The organism is Halopiger thermotolerans (assembly GCF_054654555.1).
Genome location: NZ_BAAIEU010000004.1, coordinates 2,286,416 through 2,308,563, shown reverse-complemented (window position 1 = coordinate 2,308,563; position 22,148 = coordinate 2,286,416). Strand labels below are relative to the sequence as shown.

21 protein-coding genes and 1 tRNA gene are annotated in these 22,148 nt (G+C 66.0%); 10 read left to right on the top strand and 12 right to left on the bottom strand.

Features of this window, described 5'->3' with window-relative positions; translation table 11 throughout:
* The first annotated feature begins 11 nt into the window (after positions 1-11).
* The 3 genes from ACYQ26_RS19190 to ACYQ26_RS19180 all read left to right on the top strand — a co-directional run bounded on the left by ACYQ26_RS19190 (position 12) and on the right by ACYQ26_RS19180 (position 2,205).
* Entirely contained in the window at positions 12-962 is a 951-nt protein-coding gene (locus ACYQ26_RS19190) for a WD40/YVTN/BNR-like repeat-containing protein (RefSeq protein WP_459810487.1), read from the top strand.
* Between the two features lie 241 nt (positions 963-1,203).
* A tRNA-Gly gene (locus ACYQ26_RS19185) sits at positions 1,204-1,274 on the top strand.
* A 268-nt stretch (positions 1,275-1,542) separates the two neighbouring features.
* Positions 1,543-2,205 (top strand): helix-turn-helix domain-containing protein, encoded by a 663-nt coding sequence (locus ACYQ26_RS19180; protein WP_459810486.1) that lies wholly within the window; start codon positions 1,543-1,545, stop codon positions 2,203-2,205.
* Between the two features lie 966 nt (positions 2,206-3,171).
* Here ACYQ26_RS19180 and ACYQ26_RS19175 read toward each other — a convergent pair.
* Positions 3,172-4,422, bottom strand: a complete 1,251-nt coding sequence (locus ACYQ26_RS19175) for a hypothetical protein (RefSeq protein ID WP_459810485.1) — start codon at positions 4,420-4,422, stop codon at positions 3,172-3,174.
* Positions 4,423-4,532: 110 nt separating this feature from the next.
* Positions 4,533-5,129: an LURP-one-related/scramblase family protein gene (locus ACYQ26_RS19170; protein ID WP_459810484.1), complete on the bottom strand. Its 597-nt coding sequence runs from the start codon at positions 5,127-5,129 to the stop codon at positions 4,533-4,535.
* 129 nt (positions 5,130-5,258) lie between these two features.
* Between ACYQ26_RS19170 and ACYQ26_RS19165 the strand changes: the two genes are divergently transcribed.
* Positions 5,259-5,819, top strand: coding sequence for a GNAT family N-acetyltransferase (locus ACYQ26_RS19165; RefSeq protein WP_459810483.1), 561 nt, complete (start codon positions 5,259-5,261; stop codon positions 5,817-5,819).
* Between the two features lie 26 nt (positions 5,820-5,845).
* Here ACYQ26_RS19165 and ACYQ26_RS19160 read toward each other — a convergent pair whose 3' ends face one another.
* The 3 genes from ACYQ26_RS19160 to ACYQ26_RS19150 all read right to left on the bottom strand — a co-directional run bounded on the left by ACYQ26_RS19160 (position 5,846) and on the right by ACYQ26_RS19150 (position 8,458).
* Positions 5,846-6,718, bottom strand: coding sequence for a hypothetical protein (locus ACYQ26_RS19160; protein WP_459810482.1), 873 nt, complete (start codon positions 6,716-6,718; stop codon positions 5,846-5,848).
* Between the two features lies 1 nt (position 6,719).
* Positions 6,720-8,168 carry an outer membrane protein assembly factor BamB family protein gene (locus ACYQ26_RS19155; RefSeq protein WP_459810481.1) on the bottom strand — a complete coding sequence of 483 codons (1,449 nt, stop codon included), beginning with the start codon at positions 8,166-8,168 and terminating at the stop codon, positions 6,720-6,722.
* Positions 8,169-8,278: 110 nt separating this feature from the next.
* A complete protein-coding gene (locus ACYQ26_RS19150) occupies positions 8,279-8,458 on the bottom strand; it encodes a hypothetical protein (RefSeq protein ID WP_459810480.1) in 180 nt (59 codons plus the stop codon).
* A 191-nt stretch (positions 8,459-8,649) separates the two neighbouring features.
* On the opposite strand from ACYQ26_RS19150, the gene fen reads away from it, so the two are divergent.
* Positions 8,650-9,627 carry a flap endonuclease-1 gene (fen, locus tag ACYQ26_RS19145; RefSeq protein ID WP_459810479.1) on the top strand — a complete coding sequence of 326 codons (978 nt, stop codon included), beginning with the start codon at positions 8,650-8,652 and terminating at the stop codon, positions 9,625-9,627.
* A 109-nt stretch (positions 9,628-9,736) separates the two neighbouring features.
* Positions 9,737-10,759, top strand: coding sequence for a zinc-dependent alcohol dehydrogenase family protein (locus tag ACYQ26_RS19140; protein ID WP_459810478.1), 1,023 nt, complete (start codon positions 9,737-9,739; stop codon positions 10,757-10,759).
* A gap of 30 nt (positions 10,760-10,789) precedes the next feature.
* On the opposite strand, the gene ACYQ26_RS19135 is transcribed toward ACYQ26_RS19140, so the two are convergent.
* Entirely contained in the window at positions 10,790-11,950 is a 1,161-nt protein-coding gene (locus ACYQ26_RS19135) for an NAD(P)/FAD-dependent oxidoreductase (RefSeq protein WP_459810477.1), read from the bottom strand.
* Between the two features lie 84 nt (positions 11,951-12,034).
* Between ACYQ26_RS19135 and ACYQ26_RS19130 the strand changes: the two genes are divergently transcribed.
* Entirely contained in the window at positions 12,035-12,190 is a 156-nt protein-coding gene (locus ACYQ26_RS19130; protein WP_459810476.1) for a hypothetical protein, read from the top strand.
* A 120-nt stretch (positions 12,191-12,310) separates the two neighbouring features.
* A complete protein-coding gene (locus tag ACYQ26_RS19125; RefSeq protein ID WP_459810475.1) occupies positions 12,311-14,008 on the top strand; it encodes an NADH-quinone oxidoreductase subunit D in 1,698 nt (565 codons plus the stop codon).
* 9 nt (positions 14,009-14,017) lie between these two features.
* Here the strand turns inward: ACYQ26_RS19125 and ACYQ26_RS19120 are convergent, their stop codons facing one another.
* The gene (locus ACYQ26_RS19120; RefSeq protein ID WP_459810474.1) at positions 14,018-14,425 is read right to left on the bottom strand and encodes a DUF7553 family protein; all 408 of its coding nucleotides are present in this window, start codon (positions 14,423-14,425) and stop codon (positions 14,018-14,020) included.
* Positions 14,426-14,524: 99 nt separating this feature from the next.
* On the opposite strand from ACYQ26_RS19120, the gene trpB reads away from it, so the two are divergent.
* Entirely contained in the window at positions 14,525-15,676 is a 1,152-nt protein-coding gene (gene trpB / locus ACYQ26_RS19115; RefSeq protein ID WP_459810473.1) for a tryptophan synthase subunit beta, read from the top strand.
* 33 nt (positions 15,677-15,709) lie between these two features.
* Here the strand turns inward: trpB and ACYQ26_RS19110 are convergent, their stop codons facing one another.
* The gene (locus ACYQ26_RS19110; RefSeq protein ID WP_459810472.1) at positions 15,710-15,883 is read right to left on the bottom strand and encodes a hypothetical protein; all 174 of its coding nucleotides are present in this window, start codon (positions 15,881-15,883) and stop codon (positions 15,710-15,712) included.
* A gap of 102 nt (positions 15,884-15,985) precedes the next feature.
* Between ACYQ26_RS19110 and ACYQ26_RS19105 the strand changes: the two genes are divergently transcribed.
* The gene (locus ACYQ26_RS19105; protein WP_013881225.1) at positions 15,986-16,384 is read left to right on the top strand and encodes a hypothetical protein; all 399 of its coding nucleotides are present in this window, start codon (positions 15,986-15,988) and stop codon (positions 16,382-16,384) included.
* A 221-nt stretch (positions 16,385-16,605) separates the two neighbouring features.
* Here ACYQ26_RS19105 and ACYQ26_RS19100 read toward each other — a convergent pair whose 3' ends face one another.
* From ACYQ26_RS19100 to ACYQ26_RS19085, 4 genes are read right to left on the bottom strand one after another with little or no spacing between them, the layout of a single operon-like run.
* Positions 16,606-17,637, bottom strand: a complete 1,032-nt coding sequence (locus ACYQ26_RS19100; RefSeq protein ID WP_459810471.1) for a cytochrome b/b6 domain-containing protein — start codon at positions 17,635-17,637, stop codon at positions 16,606-16,608.
* The gene (locus ACYQ26_RS19095) at positions 17,634-18,059 is read right to left on the bottom strand and encodes a hypothetical protein (protein ID WP_459810470.1); all 426 of its coding nucleotides are present in this window, start codon (positions 18,057-18,059) and stop codon (positions 17,634-17,636) included. Before ACYQ26_RS19095 ends, ACYQ26_RS19100 begins: the two co-directional genes overlap by 4 nt.
* Positions 18,056-18,736, bottom strand: a complete 681-nt coding sequence (locus ACYQ26_RS19090; RefSeq protein WP_459810469.1) for a 4Fe-4S dicluster domain-containing protein — start codon at positions 18,734-18,736, stop codon at positions 18,056-18,058. Before ACYQ26_RS19090 ends, ACYQ26_RS19095 begins: the two co-directional genes overlap by 4 nt.
* Positions 18,737-18,750: 14 nt before the next feature.
* The gene (locus tag ACYQ26_RS19085; RefSeq protein WP_459810468.1) at positions 18,751-21,984 is read right to left on the bottom strand and encodes a molybdopterin oxidoreductase family protein; all 3,234 of its coding nucleotides are present in this window, start codon (positions 21,982-21,984) and stop codon (positions 18,751-18,753) included.
* Positions 21,985-22,148 lie beyond the last annotated feature (164 nt).

Sequence of the window (22,148 nt, the reverse complement as noted above, 5' to 3'; positions counted from 1 at the left end):
CCGGATGCGCTATGACGCGCTTTACGCGACGGAAGACGCTGAAGGTCGCAGGCGCATCGCTTGCCGCAGCTACCCTCCCCGCGACGGTCTCCGCCAGCGACGAGGAGTCCGAGTGGACGGTCGCCGAAACGCCGATCGACAGCACGATCCACGACGTCGCGTACACGGCGACGAACGCCCACGCGGTCGCGGGCGGCGGCCTCGTCATCGAACGTACCGACGCCGGCTGGGAGGTCGTCCTCCAGGGCGGACCCACCGGCAACGGAAACGACCTCTACGGCGTCGACACCACCGACGACGGCGAGCGACTCTGGATCGTCGGCGCCAGCGGCGCGATCGGCGAGTACGACGTGACGACGGGCAACCTGATCGACCGCTCCGCCCCCAACGACTTCACGTCCAACTTCAACGACGTCGCGGTCACCGGCCCCGCGGGCGACGCGGACGTCTACGTGGCCGACGACTCCGGTTCGATCCACTACAGCTTCGAGAACGGTAAGGAGGGCACCTGGGACTACGAGGTGCCTGGTAGCGGCTCCGGCTTCAACGCCATCGAGTTCTACGGCGACGGCGCCGGCCACGTCATCGACACAAACGGCAAGGTGTTCGCTACCGACGACGGCACCACCTGGAACCCGATCGGCATCGAGGACGCCGGCGTCACGTTCTACGGCCTCGACAGCGACGCCGAAGACGACGTCGTCGTCACCGGCGGCAACGCCTCCGTCTTCGAGTACGACGGCAGCCAGTGGGTCCCCGAGAGCCTCGGCGACGCCGACCTTCTCGACGTCGAAACCGACGGCGGCGACGGCGTCACCGTCGGCAGCGGCGGCGTCATCTTCGAGCGGACCGACGGCAAGTGGTCGCTGGTCCAGACCCCGACCGGCGAGAACCTCAAGGCCGTCGCCACCGGCGACGTCGACATCGCGGTCGGCGCCGGTGCTGCGGTCCTCGAGAAGTAACGGCACCGCGACGCCGTACTCGCGCCCGGTTCCCACGGTAATCCGACGTCGGTTCGCTGCTGGTTCAATCGACACTCCCCCGTCTGACCCCCACCGATCGTCTCCGGACGGATCACCCCCATCGCTCCTGCTTCTTCATTTCGAGTCGGCGCTTGCACTGTCGCCCTCGAGTCAGCGACCCGACGGAATCGACAGACGAAACAGGAAGACCCTTAAACTCGGAGCGAAAATCGGGGAGTGAGCGCGGATGGTCTAGTGGTAGGACCTGAGCCTTCCAAGCTCATGGCCCGGGTTCAAATCCCGGTCCGCGCATCCGCAACTCCGTTGCGTCTTGCAGTTTTCCTCGATGTCCACAGGTGAACAAAAGTGACGTCGAAAGTTCAGTACGTGGGGTCCACCTCGGGAACCCCGAGGCAGTAGAGCAATTTTGAAAACCTGCGCATAACCCCTCCATGACTACCCGACGAACAGTAAGTGCAGCTACCATAAATAGCGTTTATTCCATTCTAAATATCGGAAAACCGTGGTCGTTCAGCCGATTTGCCACCGGCTTTAATCCTCTCAGAGGCGAACCAACGGTATGAGCATCATCGCGGAGTTCTCGGTCAATTCTGACGATCTGGCGCTGAATCACGCCCTCACGGAAGCACCACACATGGTTGTCGAGATCGAGCAGGTCGTGGCGACGATGGAGGACAAGGTGATGCCGTACTTCTGGGTAAGTGGTGGCGATCACGACGAGTTCGAAGCGGCCTTCGAGAACGACGAAACGGTGACGAACGTCGCACCTATCGACGAAGTGGACGACGCCAGACTGTACCGCGCCGAGTGGACCCAAAACGTCGAGTCGATCGTCTACGCCTATGTCGAACTCGGCGCGACGATCCTGCAAGCGATCGGGCGGGACGAAAACTGGGAATTGCGGATGCGGTTCGACGATCGGGAGAGCCTCTCTAAGTTCCAGACCTACTGCGAGGACAACGGAATCGCGTTCGATCTCAACCGAATACAGGATCAGGAGCAGCCGATGGCCAGCGCCCAGTACGATCTCACGACGAAACAACGCGAGACGCTGGTCACCGCGCTCGAGGAAGGCTACTACGAGGTTCCACAGGCGGTTTCGATGACTGAACTGGCCGACCGGATGGGTGTCTCACAACAGGCACTCTCGAAGCGATTTCACGCTGCACACGAGAATCTCATCACCAGTACCTTGACGTTCTCCCACCCGGACGACGAGTAAGGCTCTGTCAACGGAATTTCCGTAGTATCGTCCTTGAGATAGTCTATACAACCCTGTACCTCTTCCGCAAGGTAGCTGTTTATGCATACATGGCGGGGAACCAACAAGCATACGAAACTGGTGAGAAAACGACCGACGAACGGCAGAAAGTCGCCGGGAAGTGCTGTGACTGTGGTGCCGTCTACTCCGCTTGGATCCTTCTCGATGGAACCGTGCAACCGATCGGGAAAAAAGGTGGCTGTCGGTGTGGTTCGACGGAGTTTGAGATACTCTCTAAATAACTCCCTTTCGAGACCCATCCCTACAATAGGGGAAGCGGGATCGCCAGTACGGGGCTTCGATTACATTCCTCGGGAAAGACTTCTGGTAATTACTCGAGAACATCGTCTATAGGCCCGGTTCGTCAAAGGACAGAAATCCCTACTATCCGAGATCTTTGCCCCAATCTGATTTAGTCCAAATCGACGGAACGCTGATTCCCAATCTGAGTCAGTCCTAACTGGTTTAGACTAATCCGGCGGGAACCGCCGCTTCCTCAACTGGGTTCTGAATAACCGAAAGGAGAATCCGATCCTCCTAATTGGATATCTGTAATGGTCCTGATCGGGCTGTTCGTAGCCGCCTTCTTTCCACAATATAGAGTATTGGACGGTTTATATACCCCTCTCCCAGTTTCGCTGGAAGGGACGACCACGCCTCTGTTGTCGGAGTTGAGGGGCGAAACGGGCTGGCCGTTCCCGCCGAGTGTGAGTGCAAAACCGACCGGTACAACGAGGAATACGACTGTAAGCACAAGGTGGCGTTGGCGACCGTTGGCGAGTCGATTGTCCTAAACGCGGCCCTTGAGTACGAGTCGCCGATCGTGGCCAACCTCGCGCCAATCCCGGTCCGCGCACTTCTCAGCCCTTCTCTCGTTTGTTTATCGCTCTTCTAGGGAAATCGGCGCACTCCCGTTTGAGAGGGGTGTTACGGTCGGTCGGGGAACAGCGCAAGGTGGCTGATGAGTACCCGATTCTCCAGCCCGCCCGCCAATGCACCCGAGAGTACCCCGACGGTGCTGATGAACGCACCAGTTCGAACGAGATCGATGAAGCCAACGGCTGGCTCCTCCAGGCTCGGCCAGTTGGACATCAGATTCGGCGGGAAGACGACCAGTTCGATAACGAGGATGATTACCCACACAAGGCCGAATAAGCCGACCATCGCCAGCAGGAGGACGAAAAAGACGGTGACGTTGACCAGGGCCGTATGTTCGGTGACGATCTGATGTCGCTTCCGCGGAAAAGAGAGGTTCTGGACGAACAGGAGGTACAGTGCTGCAGTGAGAACACTTACGGCCGCGAAAAGCGCTGCCGTCACGTTTGTCATATGGAAACCGACGTCCCAGGATTCGGCGCTGAAGACGATGACCAGCGTCGGTGCTAGCGCGGCCGTCGACAGCTTCGGTAACGAGAGCGGCAACAACGGTGCGCGGCTGTTGCCGAGCGCCTGGAGGATCTGGCCGGGGTTTCGGACAGCACTGGCAACGTGGAAAGCGAAGCGCTCTATCGGACCCCGTGGGCGGGCTTCGGCGGCGGAGAGTTCCGCGGCAATCCCATGAAGGTGCCGTTCGATGTCTGCGTCAATCGGCGGGACGGCCCGTCGCTCCGGATCGAACCGGAACGGCTCCATGACGCCTCCGTCGGCGTCACGGTGGCGAGCGCCCAGCATATGCCCGACGAGGTGGACCACGAGCGTCGCCGTATTCCAGCGGACGGCATCGTCCTCGAGTGAGCGTCGGGGCTCGTTGCGGGGCGCACTACGGAGGTTCTCCGTCGAGACGATAGCGACGCGAGAGAGCGGTGATGCCAGTCCCGGGACGAATTTCTCCTTGCTCGAGACGAGTGGAACGTCCGTCACGACGACGATCAAGTCGTACGGCCCTTCGACCATCTGGTGAGTGGCGTGATCGAGGAACTCCGAGGGCCGTCGCTGATCGTGGTCGGGGAGCTTGACAGCGTCCTCGAGGTAGAACCGCCACGTGACCTCCGTGGCCGCCGCGAGTTCGTCGACCGTGTCTTCGGCAACTTGCGTCGCGAACGACTGGAGCTGATCCGGGTCAGTTTCCGGCGCGTGCGCGACGAGTACCCCCACGTGGACCTGCAGTTCGATCGTCCCCTCACGCTCGGCCGCCATTAGCGTCGGACCGTCGCGGTTGCTCGATCGAGAACGATCCATCACGGCTGACGTCACCGTGAACGATCTTAACGGCTGGTGGCGCTGTCCCCGTCTGCGTACTGTGGGACAGGCCGACCCACGCTGCTGCTTTCGAACGTGGAACGGCTATCTCACTCGTTTTCGAGGGCGTCGAGGATACACGCGGAGGCGATTACCGCCTCTTTCGGGACGTCGCTGGCGTCGTCGATGCTGACCGTGTAGGTGTCCCGCAGCGAGAACTGCCCCTCGATGTCGCCGACGTGGTCGCCGTCGGCGTCGAATATCTCGTACTTGTTGGGGATGAGGTTCGCGACGGAAATGAGGTGTCGAAGCGCCGAGAGCAGCTTGTTCTTCGATCGAATCGTCGCCAGCGTCTCCCCCGTGTCCGGGTCTCGGATCGTCCAGTTCTCGGCGAGCAACGAGAGGTCCTCGTCGAGGACGACGACCTCCTCGCCGGTACCCGCGTCCGTGATGGCGTAGTTCCCCGCGACGTCCATAATCCCGCCGGCTTTCACGGTGAACGCGTCCGCGCCGTCGCCGGTCACGAACGGGAACTCCTCTTTCATCTTGAGCATCTTTTGCTTGCCCTTCAGGACGACATCGCCGGCGCTGTCGCGGACGACGTACTTGTTCCGAATCGCCGACTGTTTGACCTCGTACCGGTCGTCGTCGAGATCGACCGTGGAAATGTCGTAACTGCCCGATCCTGACGGAGAGAAATCAGCCATAAGTAATACCTGTTTCTTGTTCGAAGAAAAACCTTCTGCAAAGGGGTTCGTGGGAGGAGCGGGCCCGCGAGCCCCGTTCGCGTCCGCTGCGACCCGACCACTATAGTAACCGCCGTCCGAACCGGGAATGTGGAGTACGAACTGCTCGACTGGCCGCCGGACGGACCGAAGCTGCGCCTCGACTACGAGCGGTTCAGCTACGCCGGCAAGTTCGTCATGACGAACACCGGCAAGGCCGTCGCGCGCGAGGGCGAGGACGGCGAAATCGTCGCCGCCGTCGCCTTCAACGAGGACCGCACCGACGAGGACACCCTGTGGCTGCGGTACGTCACGGTCGCCCGCGACCGCCGCGGCGAGGGCATCGGCCCCGACCTCTGCCGACTGGTGCGGGACCGCGCCCTCGAGCGCGGCTACGAGCGCCTCCGGATCGCCGTCAACAACCCCTTCGCCTACGAGGCGCTGTACCGCTGCGGGTTCGCCTACACCGGCGAGACGACCGGCATCGCCGAACTCGTCCTCGAGTACCCGCGGCCGGATCCGATCGACGAAGTCGAGGCTCCCGATCGACACGCTGCGGAGCGGTACCGGACCGGCCTCGAGGAGTTCCGCGAGCGCGACCTCTCGGCGGAAGAGGAGGACTTTCTCGAGTCGCGCCGCGGGAGCGATCCGCCGGCGGTCGACGAGGCGTAGGGCCGACGGCGCGCCCTCGACTGCGACTACTTCTCTCCCCGAATCGGACGCAGCCGGTACGACGCGGCCACGACGAGCGCGTGTGCGGTTCCCGCGACGGTCACGCTGACGACGGTTCCCACCGTCACCCCGAGCGGCGACGCCGGAGCGAACTGCGCGACGCCGGTCAGCGCGTACCCGACGTATCCCAGTCCGAACAGGAGCACCGAAATCGCGAGCGGCGACTCGGCGGCGAACCCGACGCTCTCGCGGATCGCCGCCCGCGGCCGGCGTCCGCCGAGGACGATGGCGGCCGGCGTCAGGAAGAGCCCGATCGCGACCGGCGCGAGCGCGAGGACCGCCAACAGCGAGACGCCGAGATTGTCGATCCGCCACAGGGCGTATACTACGGCCAACGCCGCGACGTCGACCGCGATCGCGTAGGCGACGAGCCAGCCGACTCGCTCGAGCGTCGGCGTCCCGTCCCCGTCGGCCGCGATCCAGAGGCAGGCGGCGAACGCGACGGCCGCCGCGGCGCTAACGCCGACCTGCCAGCCGACGAGGGCGGCGAGAAAGCGCGGCTTTAGTCCGAGAAACAGCGGCGGACCGATGTCGACTGCGGGCTCGAGCGCCGGGACGACGGGCGTGCGCAACTGGAGCAAGCCGGAGTCGGGAAACGGCGCGACGCCGATCGGGAAGGGCGACGCGCGTCTCGCGAGCGTGCTCGCCGCGCCGAACAGGCCGGCGACGACGAACGGGACGAGCGCGAGCGGCCGCTCGCGAAACAGCCCGACTGCGGTTTGGAGGATCGCCCCGAGACGGCGACCGAAACCGGCCTGTCGGCGGATCGACCCCGGTCGGGACGAGGCGGCAATATCGGTGCGGTCCGGCGGCGTCTCGGCGGAATCGTTTCCGACCATCTTATTCGAGTCCGTACAGCATCAGCGTCGTTCCGAGGACGATCCGGTCGTCCGAGACAACCGCCGGCGTGATGCCGGCGCGCGCCATCTCGCCGCCGCCGGACGTCTCGACCGTTTCGGTGAACGTCCACAGGCGCTCGCCGCTCGTCCGCTCGAGGGCGTGCAGGCCGTCTTCGCCGGGCACGAGCAGGTGCTCGCCGGCGACCGTCGGCGGCGGGCCGCCGGGTCCCAACACGTACCCCGGCGTATCGTCGATCGTCGCCTCCCAGCGAGCGCGGCCGTCCTCGCGATCGACGGCCGCGACGCCGATCCAGTCGGAGCCCTCCTCCGCCCGCATCGTTCCCACGTGGTAGATGGTCGTCCCGTCGACGGCGAGGCCGACGTGCGATTCCCGCTCGAGGGACTGATCCCAGCCGTACTCGCCGGTTGCCGCGTCCAGTTCGCGGAGCCGGAGCGGTCGACGCCGGTCTCGGTTCCGGCCCCGATTCGTCCGGTCCGCAACGTAGACCGCGCCGCCGGCGGCCGCGAGGCTGTCCCGCTCGACAACCAGCCATTCCAACTCGTCGAGCCCCTCCCCGACGGCGGTCCACTCGAGGCTGCCGTCGGCGAGGTCGAGGCCGACGAGCACCGCGGATCCGGCAACCTCGGTTTTCACGACGACGGTTTCGGTCGCGGTGTCGACGACGTGGTCGACCGGCGCGGGCGACCGGTCGCCGCTCCGGCTCGGGTTCGCGTCCTCGAGGACGTACCGCCAGTGGGCGCCGCCGTCATCGGGGGAAACGGCCGAAACGGTGCCCCGCGGGTGGAGCGCGACGACGGCGTCGTCGACGACGACTGGCCCGACGAACCACTCAGGCGACGAGGACAGCCGGTTCGGCGGCTCCGTCGCGGTCCGTTCGTCGTCGGTCCACCAGCGCGCCCGCCGTTCGCCGAGCCCGGACACGGTCTCGGGCCAGCTCTCGGGATCGGCGGCGTAGCCGGCTACGGCGTCGCCGTAGGGCGCGACCAGTACGCCGTCCCGGTAGAGCGTCGTCGAACCGAATGCCATCGGCCCGGCCCCGCGGCCGAAGCCGCCGTAGGTGTTAGAGAGGGTCCCGTCGCCAGTTTCGGCGTCAAGCACGAACAGGCCGTTCACGTACTGGCAGTAGACGGTGCCGTCCGCGACGACCGGCGGGAGCCAGTTGTCGGCGCCGACCGACCGCTCCCAGGCGATGTCGACCCCGTCGCGCGGCAGGTCGGCGTCCGGCACGTGTCGCGTCCGGCCCGGATCGCGGCCGTACATCCGCCAGTCGGCGTCGCGTTCGGGCGGCGTCGGCTCCGCTCCGAGGTAGCCCTCGTCGCCGTCACCGTTCCTGAGCCCCGGCCGACCGGCCCCGAGGCACCCCGCGCCGAGCAGCGATCCGGCGGCAGCGAGGACCGCCCGGCGCCGGAGGTTCGATCTTCGCTCCATCTGGAATGTTCACTTCGACAACACTTCCGAACGAGGTAAATATCCTGTGGTCGACGGCGACCGCTCGTGACGGCGGGGGACAAGGCGGGGGCAAGGTACACAGGTACTCGTTACTCCGCGAGTGCGTGGAGCGTCCGGACTCCTTCGAGGACCAGTAGCAGTCCGAGTCCCAGCGCGACCGCGCTGGTCCCGACCCGACCGATGAACACTGCCAGCGTGAGGAACAGTCCGTAGAGTATCGCTCCGCCGCCGACGATTGCCAGCGGGACGTCGCTCGCTGCCGATGCCATGCTCCGAAGTAGTAACCTCACCGACATATAGGTGTGGTTGGAGTTGCTCGGTCTGAGCCCGGTATTGGTCGGCGTCGGAGCTGCGCCCGGGACGGGACACGATTCTGGCCGCGTCGTTTTCGCGCCGGTATTCGAACCGACGCCGACTGGAAGCCAACGATTCAAATCCCGGTCGACCCAATACCACGACAATGGGAAACGCTGCACTTCGGGACATCGCCGTCATCGAGGAGATCCCCTTCTCCGAGATCGAGGGGGTCGTCGCCGTCGACGCGCACAACTGGCTCTACCGCTACCTGACGACGACGGTCAAGTGGACCGATAGCTCGGTGTACACGACCGCCGACGGCACCGAGGTCGCGAACCTCGTCGGCATCGTCCAGGGCCTCCCCAAATTCTTCGAGAACGACGTCACCCCCGTGATGGTCTTCGACGGCGGTCCCTCCGAGCTCAAGGAAGACGAGATCGAGTCCCGCCGCGACCAGCGGCGCAGCTACGAGGAACAACTCGAGGTCGCCCGCGAGGAGGGCGACGAGGTCGCCATCGCGCAACTCGAGTCCCGCACCCAGCGGCTGACGCCGACGATTCAGGAGACCAGCCGCGAGTTGTTGCGGTTGCTGGACGTGCCAATCGTCGAAGCTCCCGCGGAAGGCGAGGCCCAGGCCGCCCACATCGTCCGCCGGGGTGACGCCGACTACGTCGGCTCGGAGGACTACGACGCGCTCCTCTTTGGCGCCCCCCGCACGCTCCGCCAACTGACCAGCAAGGGCGATCCCGAACTGATGGACCTTGAGGCCACGCTCGCACACCACGACCTGACCCTCGAGCAGCTCATCGACGCGGCCATCCTCATCGGGACGGACTTCAACGAGGGCGTCTCCGGCATCGGTCCCAAGACCGCGATCAAGGAGATCACCGAGCACGGCGACCTCTGGAGCGTCCTCGAGGCCCGCGGCGACTCGATCGAGTACGGCGACCGCGTCAGGCAGTTGTTCCGCGATCCGAACGTGACCGACGAGTACGAGTTCGATACGGCGATGGATCCGGACCTCGAGGCGGCCCGGGAGTACGTCACCGACGAGTGGGGCGTCGACCCCGACGAGGTCGAACGGGGATTCGAACGCATTGAGGAAAGCGTGACACAGACAGGACTGGATCGCTGGACGTAGAGCCCTCGCACACTGAGGTCCGAAACGCCGCATTGCCGGTTGTTCGCGGAGCCAGCAAAACGCTCGCCGGACCGAGGACCGAAGTTCCGGCGGTTCCTTTCATTGGCTGATGAAAGCCTACGAAGTCCAGGAACCCTCGAGTGACTACTCCGGCGTCGTCAAAGTCGAACGTGACCGTCCCGAACCGGCCGCGGACGAGGCGCTCGTCGAGATCCACGCGGCGTCGATCAACTACCGGGATCTGGCGATCGCCCACGAGGATCTGGTCTATCCCGGTGCGGAACCGCCGGTCGTCCCGCTCTGCGACGGTGCCGGCGAGGTCGTCGCGGTCGGCGACGACGTCCAGCGCCTCTCGGAAGGCGACCGCGTCGCGACCCCCTTCGCGCCCGACTGGGTCGACGGCCCCGTCACCCCCGAGAAGGTCGCCCGGACGACGGGCGGGAACGTCGACGGGACGCTGGCCGAGTACGCCACCTTCCCCGCCGACTCGCTCGCGCAACTCCCCGCGAACCTTTCGTACGAACAGGGCGCGACGCTGACCTGCGCCGGTCTGACCGCGTGGCGCGAACTGATGGAGGCCGGCGACCTCACCGCCGACGAGACCGTGCTGGCGCTGGGCACCGGCGGCGTCTCCACCTTCGCCCTGCAGTTCGCGACGATGCAGGGCGCCGACGTCGTCGTCACTTCCTCGAGCGACGAGAAACTCGAGCGGGCCCGCGAGCTGGGGGCGACGTGGACGCTCAACTACGAGGAGACGACCGAGTGGGGCGACGCAGTGGCCGAGGAGACCGGCGGCGTCGACCACGTCGTCGAGGTCGGCGGCCCGGGTACGCTCCAGCAGTCGATCGAGGCCGCGGCGTTCGACGGCTACGTCCACCTCATCGGCGTCCTCTCGGGTCCCGAGGGGCAGGTCCACCCCGGCCCGATCCTCCAGAAGGCGCTGACCGTCAAAGGCTCGATGGGCGTCGGCAGCCGCGCGATTTTCGACCGGATGAACAGCGCCATCGAAGCCGCAGACCTCGAGCCGGTGATCGACCGCACCTTCGGCTTCTCGGAAGACGAGATCCGCGAGGCCTACCGCTACGTCGACGCCGGCGAGCACCAGGGGAAGGTCGTCATCTCGCTCGAGTGAGCGACCTCCCGGTTTGAGTCGCCCGAACGGTCACTCGCGATCGAATCGCCCCTCGAGGAACTCCCGGTACGCGCGGTCGGTCGCGTTACCCACCGCACCAACCGCGGAGAGATAGCCCAGTCCGACGGTCGCTTTCAGCGCCTTCGCGGGCCGGCCCGTGAGGACGGCGGGGCCGATCTGGGCGACGGCGTCGTCGCCGACGCTGACCGTCCAGCCCGGCGAGTCGAACGCGAAGCGCTCGGGAGCGTCCGGGTCCGTTTCGACGCCGGTCTCGTCGCTCACGAGTCGCGAAACGTTCTCCGCGACCGTCCGCGCCTCACGGACCGCGGCCTGGGCGCTCGCCGGAACCGGCTCCTCGTCGGCGTCGGTCACGCGAACCGCGTCCCCGAGCGCGAACGTCCGCTCGTCCAGCCGCAGGTCGCTCTCGACCAGCGGTCGCTCGCCCGCGAGCGCGTCCGGACCCCCGATGCCGCCGGTCCAGACGAACTGGTCGTACGGAATCGCCTCGCCCGACTCGAGGTGGACGTGCGTCTCGTCGGCCCGCGACACGGCCGATTGGGTTCGCACCTCGATTCCCTGCTCCTCGAGCGCCGAACGGACCGCCCGCTGGAAGTTCTGTGGGAAGGTCGGCGCGACGCTGTCGAGTTGCTCGAGGATCGTGACCGTCGCCGTCCCGCGCTCCTCGTCGGCCAGCGTGGCCAGTTCGCCGGCGACCTGGACGCCGGAGAGGCCGGCGCCGCCGACGACGATGCGGCCCGCGTCGCCGCTGGCGCTCCCACGAAGCACCTCGAGCGCCCGCGATCGAATCCGCAGGGCGTGCCGGAGCCGCTTCAGCGGCGTCGCGTGCTCGCGAACGCCCTCGAGGTCGTAGTAGGCCGTTTGCGCGCCGAGACAGATCGCCGCGACGTCGTACTCGAGTCGCCCGCTCGAGAGGTCGACGACGCGCTCCTCGCGGTCGATCTCCGCGACGCGAGCGACGCGGACGGTCGCCCGCTCGAGCACCTGCGGCAGCGAGACGGTGATCGCCGAGGCGAGTTCAGGGCGGCGCACGACCCGGTGGAGTTCGTGCTGGACGAGGTGGTCCGGCGACTCGTTGACGATCGTGATGTCGGCGGTGGCGGGGAGCTTCTCCTCGAGCAGCCGCGTCAGCGTCAGGCCCGCGTAGCCCGCGCCGAGCACGACGACGTGCATGGGTGGTCGTAGGGGCTCGAGGAGTATAGTGATATGCCGTCCGACCGACACGTACTTCCGGGTGCCGTTCGAACGTCGCCGGCAATGGTCCTTGCACTCCTCCTTCCGGCGCTAATCGGATTCACCTTCGTCATGGCGGCCGCCTACGCCGGCACGCTCCGGGCGTTAGACGTCTACTTCGATCCCGAGCAGGACAGCATCTTCCTCTCGGACGGGTCTGACCCGACGGAAAAGCCCTAGGCGGCAGCCGACTCGTTCGACTCGAGCGGACAGTCAGCACAGTCCGGCAAAACCCTCATTTCCGCGTCGGGTGTAGCCCCCTCGACGCACGCCCGCCGCCGGTTGCGCGAGGACCTTCCCATGAGCGAGACACCACAGCGCGAGCGACCGAGCATCGACCCCGAGTACGATCACCGACGGACTGAATCCGTCGACGAGGCCGAACTCGAGGCGCTCCTCTCCGAGTACACGCTCCGCCGGGACGAGCACGAGAACGCGCCCGCGTTCGTCATTCGGCCGGACGACGTCCAGGAGGTGCTGGGGCTGCTGCGCGACGAGGCGGGGTTCGATCACCTCTCGTGTCTCACGGCCCAGGAGTACGAGGACCGCTACGAGTCGATCCTCCACATGACGAAGTACGACCAGCGCCAGCACGAGGTGTCGCTGGTCGTCCAGTTGCCCCGGGACGATCCGGTCGCCCAGAGCGCCGAACCCGTCTTCCGGACGGCCGACTGGCACGAACGAGAGGCCTACGACCTCGTCGGCATCGAGTACGAGGGCCACCCCGACCTGCGGCGCATCCTGCTGCCCGACTCCTGGCAGGGCCACCCCCTCTCGCTCGACTACGATCAGGACAAACCGCAGGTCGTCAAATTCGCTGAACACCGGAACCCGCTCGAGGAGGACCGCCGCCTCGAGGGCGATGGCGCCGAGTCCGACACGATGCTGTTGAACGTCGGGCCCCACCACCCGGCGACCCACGGCGTGCTCCACCTGAAGACGGTGCTGGACGGCGAGACGGTCGCGGACGTCGACCCCGACGTGGGCTACCTGCACCGCTGCGAGGAGCAGATGTGCCAGGACGGCACCTACCGCCACCAGATCATCCCCTACGCGGACCGGTGGGATTACACTTCGAACCTGCCCAACGAGTGGGCGGTCGCCCGCGCCATCGAGGACCTGGCGGACATCGAAGTACCCGAGTACGCGCAGGTGCTGCGGACGATGTCGACCGAATTCGCCCGGATGCTCGGCCACTTCCTCGCGCTCGGCACGTTCGCCTTAGACGTCTACGGCGAGTTCACCGCCATCTTCCAGTACGCCTTCCGCGACCGGGAAGTCGTCCAGGACATCCTCGAAGACCTGACTGGCCAGCGGATGATGTTCTACTACTTCCGGCTGGGCGGGGTCGCCTGGGACCTGCCGAAACCCCGCGAGGAGTTCATCGAGAAGTGCCGGGACTTCCTCGACGAACTGCCGGCGAAGATGGACGAGTACCACGACCTCATCGTCACCAACGAAATCTTCCGCATGCGGACCGTCGACACGGGGATTCTCGAGCCCGAGGTCGCGAAAGAGTACGGCTGTACGGGGCCGGTCGCCCGCGGCTCCGGCGTCGACTACGACCTCCGGCGCGACGACCCCTACGGCTACTACGAGAATCTCGAGTGGGATGTCGTCACCCGCGACGGCTGCGACAACCACGCGCGGGTGCTCTGTCGCATCGAGGAGGTCGAGGAGTCGGCCAAGATCATCGAGCAGTGTCTCGACCTGCTCGAGGACTGGCCCGAGGACGAGCGGGAGGTCCAGAGCAACGTGCCCCGGACGCTGAAACCCGAAGCCGGGAAGGAGACCTACCGTGCGGTCGAGATCGCGAAGGGCGAACTCGGCGTCTACGTCCGCTCGGACGGGACGAACTCCCCGGCCCGGTTCAAGATCCGGAGCCCGTGTTACCACAACCTCTCGGCGCTGCCGGAGATGGCCGAAGGGGAGTACGTCCCGGACCTGGTCGCCTCGCTGGGCAGCCTCGATATCGTCCTGGGGAGCGTCGATCGCTGACGTCGCGGGTTACTTGCCGTCCGCCCGGTCCTCGTCGTCCTCCTCGAGGTAGGCGAGACAGTGCTCCCGGGCGGTCAGGATGTGCTCGGTAGTCTCGCCCGACGCCTCCGCGGCGAGGCCGTCGAGTTTCGCGGCGACCTCCGCGATGCGGTCGTCTTTCGGCGGCGCGTCGCCTTCCGTGAGGTCGTCGTCCTGCTCCTCGAAGACGCCTTTCGTAAGGGAGTTCAGTTGCGTCTGTACCCCGCGCTCGGCGCCCTCGGTCGCGTACTGGAGGTACTCGCGGACCCGCTTGAGGTGTTCGTCGGGCGCGTGGTCGCCGACCGGACCGGGCTCGGGTTTCGGCTCGGCGCGGCGGTCGTGCTCGCGGTCGGGATCTGGCTCGAGGTCGCGATCGCGGTCGTCACCGTCGTCGGCCATACGCCGCGCTACTCCCTCGAGTCGGGTAGACCCCCGGCTTGCCGATGACGGAACGGCGGAAGACGTACATTTACGGTCTTCGGGCGCCAGCACCGACGTATGTCAGACGGAGAGTTCGAGGGATACGGCGGTCGACACGTTCCGGAACCGCTCGAGGAACCGCTCGCACAACTCGCGGCGGCCTACGACGAGGTCGCGGCGACCGACGAGTTCCAGACGGAGTTTCGCGACCTGCTCGCGGAGTTCGCGGGCCGGCCGACGCCGCTGTACTACGCGCGCAACCTGAGCGAGCGCTACGGCGCGGACATCTACCTCAAGCGCGAGGACCTGCTCCACGGCGGCGCGCACAAGATCAACAACTGCCTGGGTCAGGCCCTGCTGGCCAAGCGCGCGGGACGAGACCGGCTGATCGCCGAGACCGGCGCCGGCCAGCACGGCACCGCGACGGCGATGGTCGGCGCCCTGCTGGGGCTGGACACGGAGATCTATATGGGGAAGAAAGACGCCCGGCGCCAGGAGATGAACGTCTTCCGCATGCGGCTGATGGGCGCGGAGGTCAACGAGGTCACCCACGGCGACGAGGGGCTGGCCGACGCCGTCGACGCCGCGCTCGAGGACTTCGCGCAGAACGTCGAGAACACCCACTACCTCGTCGGCAGCGTCGTCGGCCCGGACCCGTTCCCGCGGATGGTCCGGGACTTCCAGAGCGTCATCGGCGAGGAGGCCCGCGAACAGTTTCAGGAGCGGACCGGCGGCCTCCCGGACGCCGCGGTCGCCTGCGTCGGTGGCGGCTCGAACGCGATCGGCCTCTTTCACGCGTTCCGCGACGACGATGTCGCCTTCTACGGCGCCGAGGGCGGCGGCGAGGGCTCGGACTCGAGCAAGCACGCCGCGCCGCTTTCCAGCGGGACCGACGACGTCATCCACGGCATGAAAACGCGCGTGCTCGAGGACGACGTGGACGTTCACTCGGTCTCTGCCGGCCTCGACTACCCCGGCGTCGGCCCCGAACACGCGATGTTCCGGGCCGTCGGCCGCTGCGAGTACACGGGCGTCACCGACGAGGAAGCCCTCGCCGCCTTCCGCGAACTGAGCGAGACCGAGGGGATCATCCCGGCGCTGGAATCCAGCCACGCCGTCGCTCGAGCGATCGAACTCGCCGAGGCAGGCGAACACGAGACGATTCTCGTCAACCTCTCGGGGCGCGGCGATAAGGATATGGAGACCGCGGCGACGAAGTTCGACCTCTGAACGACGCGATATCCGGGTCCGCCGTACGGACGCTTAGAAGACGGAGGTGCCGATCGTCGCGATCGCGAACCCGAGCACGCCGAGTGCGAGCAGCCCGTCGCCGACCGTGCCGTAGCCGCCGGCCGTGTCCTTCGTCGTCGCGACCATCGCGCCGATGCTGCCGATCAGGACGGCGAACACCAGTCCCGCGAAGAGCAGATAGTTCATGCCGGGAGACTGATCGCGTCTCGTACTAAATGTTGCGTGTTCCCGTGCCCGGACGCGCCCGCGATCGAACGATTATAATACGCTCATTCGCTACTCCGGGCCATGCGGATGGAACTACGGGTGTGCAAGCACTGTTACAACGGCGAGCACGGAAACCCGCAGAAGACGGCGATCACGAAGGACATGGTCGAGTGCGCCCGCCGGATTCGGGAGTACAAGGACCTCATCGGCATCGACTCGCTGTACGTCTCGATGGTCGAGGAGGGGGACAACGGCGGCGCCGAGGCGCTTTCCGTCTACGTGGCGAGCATCGAGCACAACCAGATCCAGATGAACGACACGCAACTGGTCATGGAGGACGGCGACGGGAACGTCCTCGTGTATCCGGACCCGGACGACATCCTCGAGGTGCTCACGCGGAACATCGACCAGATCCAGGACCAGACTCGACAGGACGTCACCGTCGAACTCTCCTCGGAGAGCGCCGAACTGCTCTCGTAAGCCGCTTTTCGCCTGCCGTCGATTTCACTTCCTCCCGCTCGACTTCCCTACTTCGACTCGAGCGAGCTATAAAGGGCCGCTCGAGACGCGATTAGGCTGCTCGAGGTCGAGGGGACGGTACTCGGTGGAACGGAAACCACGAAACGCGAAAAACCGTTTTACGGCGAATAGAACCGATACCTCGAGATCGAGAGCGCCGACCGAGATCGTGGCCGGCGACGTTACCGCGTCTCGCCGCCGTCGGCGGCGATCGCGTCCGCGTCGTCGGTTCGGTCCTGCTCTCGGTCGCTTTGGGCCTGCGCCTCGCGCTGGCGCTGGTAGCGGACCCGCAGGATGTTCCCGTACATCGAGAGCGCGAGCCCGACGAACAGCACGAGCACGCCGACGTTGATGGCGATCGTGCGGAAGATGTTCCCCTCGTTGAACGCAAGCGAGTCGGGGATCGGGTAGCCGCCGTAGGTCATGCTGCCGGCCAGCACGCCGGCGATGCCGATGATGACCATGGCGCCGAACAGGTTCGTCGCCCACTTCCAGGTCGGCTTCAGCCGGAGGTTCTCGATCCCGGTGGTGTCGTAGTCGTCGGCATCCCCGTGGAAGTTCGGCGTCTCCTCCTTCGGCAGGAACGCCTTCATCTCGACCGGGTAGAAGGCCGGGTGGCAGGCGTGCTCGAACGTGTGGAACATCACGCCCATGAACATGATGATCCCGAGCAGGCCGTGGAAGGCGACGAAGCCCATGGCGACGGACTGGGTGTTGTAGAAGTCCATCAGCCACGTCTTCTGCCAGATGAGGAGCCCCGAGATCATCAGCAGGACGAGCTCGACGGCGAAGATGGCGATGACGCCCTTGCCGACGTACGACAGCAGGGGCACCTCGTCGGCCTTGTAGCCGGCGAACTGCTTGGCGTGGGGGTGGCGCTCCTCCGCGTAGCCGAGCGCGAACTTGACGTCCTGAACGAACGCTGCGGTATCCTGCTTGATGTCGGGGATGACGTCGCCCAGGTTCGACCGGCTCGAGGGGCGCAGCAGCATGTACAGCACCCAGAACACGGTCAACAGCATGAGCGTGAAGCCGGCGACGCGGTGGATGGTGAGCACCCACTCGTTGCCGCCCATCAGCTCGACGAGCCACCACAGCTCGGCGTTGAACGCGATGGAGTACCCCGTAAAGAACAGGAAGAACACCGTCAGCGCGAGCAGCGAGTGGAAGATCGTGGTGACGCGGGAGAACTTCCCGTGGTCGAGGTTCGTCACGCCGCGTCACCTCCGTTCTCGTCGGCGGTAGCGGGCGCTCCGCCGTCCGTCGCGACGTCGGCGCCGCTATCGGCGTCGGGACCGGCGGCACTCGCCGGCGGCCGCATCCGGTCGCCCAGTCGGCGGAACGCCGCCCAGTGGATCGCGACCATGACGATGATAAAGGCGCCCATGACCACGTCGGCGACGTGGATGACGGCGATCAGGGCGTTGAGCAGCGGTTCGGTGTTGCCCGCGACCCACGCGGTGCCGACGCCGCCGCCGCCGATCGTCGGTCGGACGCGCAGGAGCGTCTGGTAGCTCGGTCCCTGCACGAGCCAGACCGAGCCGACCGCGACCGCGGCGCTCACGACCGCAGCGATCCAGAACGCCGCCGTGTCCGAGAGCAGTCCGGCGTCCGTCGATGTGTCTTGCTCGCTCATGATTCGAACAGTTTGGCGTCCTCCTCGCCGAAGATGATCTTCATCGCCTCGTCGTTGAAGAACGGCTGGCTGTCGCGCTTCTCGAGTTCGTCGGCGATCTCGCCGGCCGTCCCGACCAGCAGGGCGTTGGTCGCGCACTCGTCGACGCAGGCGGGACCCTGGTCGGCCATCTGGCGCTCCTTGCAGCCGGTACACTTCTCCATTGTGCCGCCGGTGCCGACGATCTGGGCCGCTCCCTCGTCCTCCTCGGGGAACTGCGGGGCGCCGAACGGGCAAGCCGAGAGACAGTACTGACAGCCGACACAGAGGCTCTCTTTGAGGTCGACGAACCCGTCCTCGCTCTTCTGTAAGGCGTCGGTCGGACAGACGGAGACGCAGGGGGCGTTCTCGCAGTGGTAACACTGCATCGGCAGGTTCGTCTCGCCGGGGTTGGCCCCGTCCGCGAGGGCCGCGGACTGCTTGCCGTTGTAGCCGTCGTCGGCCTCCTGCCCCTCGAGCATGTTGACGATGTCGATCCGCTCGCGGTCCGGACCGACGTCCCAGGTGCGTTTACAGGCGACGACGCAGCCGCCGCAGTCGATACACGCTTCCACGTCGGGGAAGAGGCGCATCCCCTCCCCGGTGCTCATCGTTCCGTCGCTGATTCGCGCGGTCTGCTGTTGTTCGTTCGTTGACATTGTTCGGTGTCGTCTTAGTCGTCTGCGAGCATGTCGTGCTCACGCACGTCGTACTGTTTCTGGAGTCCGAGTCCCGCCTCGTCCTGCGGGAAGTCGATGAACTCCATGTCGAGTTCCTCGATCCGCTCGGGCGTGGCCTTCTCGACGCGGACCATGCCGACCTTGGTCTCCTGCATCTGGGTCTCGGCGTCGAAGCCGTGGGCGGTGACGATGTTCACGGAGTCGCCGATCGCCAGCGGCTTCGTGCCCTCGGGCCAGTCGTCGGTCTGGTCCTTCCCGCCGAAGACGCCGCCCCAGTGGTACGGGAGGAAGACCTCGTCGGGGTGGGGCCGGTAGTCGACCTTCGCCTTCACGAGGATCGCGCTCTTGGCCTCGTGGGCGGAGTGGACGATGACCTCGTCGCCGCCGGAGATCCCCATCTCCTCGGCGCGGTCCGGGTGGATCTCCGCGTACATGTGGGGCTGGCGGTCGGCGGTCATCTCGTTGTTCCGCGTCTCGGAACCGCCGCCCTGGTGTTCGACCTGCCGGCCGGAGGTGAGGATCACGTCGAACTCCTTCTCGTGGACCGCCTCGGTAGCTTGCTGTTGAGTCTGACCGTTGTTCTGATCGAGGCGGTAGACGTTCTGCTGCTGGCCGTTGGCCGGCCACTCCTCCGCGAGGTCCGGGTACGGACTCTCGATCGGTTCGCGGTGGACCGGCACCGTGTCGAGGAAGTTCCACGCGACGGCGCGGGCCTTCCCGCGGCCCGTCGGCGGGTCCGGCTGCGCGACGTCGTACTGTTCCCAAAAGTCCATGTCGAGCTCGTGGCCATACTCCTCCTCGAGCGCCTGTGCGGCGTCGTAGGGCGACTGGTCCGGACTCAGTGCGTACTCGACGGGGAGGGACATCTCGCTGGGGTTCGTGATGTCGTCCGGCAGCGTCGTCGTGTAGTGGGGGTACTGCGGGACGCCCTCGATCTCCTCGTCCCACCAGTCGGGCTGGTAGGGCTCGCGGAGCATCTCGAGGCCCTCCTCGCCGTGTTCGTCGTAGGTCTCCTGGAGTGGGTACTCTCGATCGACGTCCATCGCCTCCCAGTCCTCGGGCGACGGCGCCTCGGTGCCCCAGTTGGCGCGGAAGTCGTGGCCGCCCTCGCGGGGGTCCATGTCGTCGCGCCAGATGATCGGCGTGCCGGTGTGGCCCTCGCCCCAGTAGGGCCAGGGCAGCGACCAGTACTCGCCGCTGACCGGCAGCCCCTCGGAGTCGGCCCGCAGCGTCTCGGTGTTGAAGGCGTAGTCGTACTCGCGGTGTTGCTGGAGCTTCTCGGGGGGCTGCTGGTAGCCGATCGAGCGCACGCCGAGGTTGATCTCCCGGAGCGCGTCCTCGTAGGTGCTCTTGCCGTTGTGAATCTCCTGGCCGCTACCCCAATCGAAGTGCTCGCCGAAGCCGAGCCGATCGGCCAGCTCCTGCATGATCTGGAGGTCGGGCTTGGAGTTGTGGGCCGGCTGACCGGCGGGCTCGGACCACTGCACCGACCGGTGCGTGTTCGTCAGCGACCGGTAGTGCTCGTACTGGCTCGAGGCCGGCAGGAGGATGACGTTGTCCTCGTCGGAGAGGGTGCCGGCGACGGCCGGGAAGACGTCGACGACGACCAGCAGGTCCAGCGACTCCATGGCCCGCTTCATCTTGTCCATCTCGTTGATGGAGTTGGCCGAGTGGCCCCAGAGGAACAGCATCTTCAGCGGGTTCGGCTGGTAGAGGTTCGACTCGTGGAGCCGCTCCTCCTGGGGCAAGGCGGCCTCGTACCAGCGGGCGACGGTCAGCCCGGACTGGAACATCATCGACCGGGTCGTCACCTCGTTCGGCCGGTACTCCTCGCCGCCGAGGCTGTCCTCGACCTCGGTGTCGACCTGGGCGGTCGTGATGGGTTCTTCCGTTTCGCCGAGTTCCTCGAAGAGGTCCTCGGGCATCATGTCGAACCGGCCGTACATGTCGTTGAACTCCGTGCTCCCGCTGGTCCACGGACTCCGGTCCCAGACGTTGGCCCAGTGGGCCCACGAGCCGGGCGAGCTCACGGAGTAATAGCCCGGCAGGATGTCGGCGTCGACGCCGAGGTCGGTGGCGCCCTGGACGTTCGCGTGGCCGCGCATGACCTGCAGGCCGCCGCCGCTACGGGCCGCCGACCCCGACGCGAGGCTGAGCAGCGCGTAGGAACGGATGTTCTGGGTGCCGTTGTTGTGCTGGGTCCCGCCCATCGCCCACTCGATCTGGACGTTGGGCTTGTTCTCGATGATCATGTCGCCGATCTCCTCGAGATCCTCGACGTCGAGCCAGGAGATCTCGGCCGCCGTCTCGAGGTCGTACCGGTCGAGTTCGGCGTAGGCGTCTTCCCAGCCGTTGACCCGCTCGGAGAGCATCTCCTCGTCGAGTTCGTCCTGCTCGTCGAGGTAGTGGAGGAGGCCCATCATGATCGCGACGTCGGTCCCCGGCCGCATCCGGTAGTAGTGGTCGGCGTGGGCCGACGTCTTCGTGTATCGGGGGTCGATCGAGACGATCGTCCCGCCCCGGGCTTGGCCCTCCAGAATGTGCTGCATCGCGATCGGGTGGGCCTCGGCCGGGTTCTGCCCGATGATGATGTTGAGATCGAAGTTGCGGTAGTCGTTGATCGTGTTGGTCATCGCGCCGAAGCCCCACGTGTTCGCGAGGCCGGCGACGGTCGGCGAGTGACAGATCCGGGCCTGGTGGTCGACGTTGTTCGTGCCCATAAAGGCCGCCAGCTTCCGGAAGGCGTAGGCCTCCTCGTTGGAGTGGTGGGCGCTGCCGACCAGCATCGTGCTGTCGGGCCCGTACTCCTCGGTGACCTCCTGCCACGTCTCGGCGATCTCGTCGTAGGCCTCGTTCCACGTGATCTTGCGCCACTCGCCGTTTTCCTTCTTCAGCGGGTGCTTCAGTCGGGTTGGCGAGTGCTCGGTCTCGAGGATGCTCGCGCCCTTCGAGCAGAGCGAGCCGTTGTTGATCGGGTTCTCCTTCCACGGCTCCTGGCCGACGAAGGCGTTGCCCTCCTTGACGGCCTTGAACCCGCAGCCGACCGAGCAGTAGTTACAGATGACCTTCGCCGTCTCGGCGTCGTCCTCGACGCCGGTCGATTCGCCCTGGTCGTCGCTGAGAACGCGTCCCGTCGCCCCGCTGCCGAGTATCGTGGCCCCGGCGAGGGCGGACGCCTTCATGAACGACCGCCGGTCGAGATCCAGCGTAACTGGTTCCGTGCTCATGTTGATTGATAGGAGATTTGAGACGACAGTATCGTCTCCCACACACCGATGATTGCCATCCGGTAGGGCTCTCCCCGAGTATAATGAATCTTTGGAATTTATACTTCTTTTTCTGGTGAACGTATAGAAAAGTAATCGCTCTCGGATGTCTCACCCGGTTGAGG